This window comes from Mesorhizobium sp. WSM4848, assembly GCF_055811375.1.
In genome coordinates this window covers 1-949 of the sequence record NZ_JBVVPX010000106.1, presented here as the reverse complement: position 1 = coordinate 949, position 949 = coordinate 1, and the positions used below count along the sequence as shown (strand labels likewise).

Genomic DNA, 949 nt, shown 5'->3' with positions numbered 1-949 from the left:
GGGTGGGTCATCACGATATCCCGGAATGCTGTGCCGGACAGCCGTGCAGCGCGGGTTGCCTCCAGTGCGACTACGCTGGCAGAGCGTGCAATCCCGTCAATGCCTCCGAGCTCCCCGAAAATGTCACCCGGTTCGACATCGCGATACGCTATCTCCCTGCCGTCCGCTGAAACCAGTGTCACGCGAGCCCGTCCTTCCAGCAGGAAGAAGACATCGCGACCAGTGTCGCCGTGGGAAATGATTAGCTCGTTGTGTCGATAGCTGCGCTCGTGCCACCGTTTGGTCAGCGCGGCGAGGTCGGCATCGCAAAGTCTTGAGATGAAGGCCAGAGAGCCTGTCACAACGGTCTCTTGTTCAATCAAGTGTACTTCACCTTACTCCCTATCCAAGGAAATTTGATGGCCGCAGGCCCCGCCTTTCCGGGATGCAAACTGGGAGCGGATTTCGCCAATGTTTTCCCCGGTGTGGGAATTCCCACAGCCGAGCCTGGTTCGACTGTCATATCCTTGTTGCAACGACAGGCCCGCCGGCTCGTGTGCAAGCCGGCGAAGGGAAAGGGAACAGTCATGAAATTCTTGGCTCCCGTCACAAAATTTGCTGCGGGGTTTCGCAAATTCGTCGCGCCGCGCTACCGCCCGGAGCTTTATTACATGCGTGGCCCGGGGCCAGCCACCGCCCGCCGTATGGGCACGCCGCGGCAAAACCAATCCATCGACCACTACGCCTAACTTGCCTCGCGGACGGCTGACGCTCTCGCCCGGAGTGCCGTTCGCGCCGTTCCGTACCGGTCAATTCAGATCAATGAAGGGACGATCTGATCATGGTTATAATTCATGCTGCCGCCATTGGTCCATTTCGCAGGTGGTTGCGCCTCCGCGCCGAGCGAAAAGCTCTCTTGTCGGCAACGGACCAGTTGAGCCGTTTACCCGATGACGTTCTTGGCGACATC

Annotated in this window: 2 protein-coding genes; one reads left to right on the top strand and one right to left on the bottom strand. The window is 59.1% G+C overall.

The features are described 5' to 3' along the window. Positions 1–362: Crp/Fnr family transcriptional regulator (locus tag AC0L16_RS33485; RefSeq protein WP_473625797.1), on the bottom strand; the 362-nt coding region annotated here is incomplete at its 3' end. A gap of 36 nt (positions 363–398) precedes the next feature. Here AC0L16_RS33485 and AC0L16_RS33480 point away from each other — a divergent pair. Next, a complete protein-coding gene (locus tag AC0L16_RS33480; RefSeq protein WP_473625798.1) occupies positions 399–728 on the top strand; it encodes a hypothetical protein in 330 nt (109 codons plus the stop codon). The last annotated feature ends 221 nt before the right edge of the window (positions 729–949 follow it).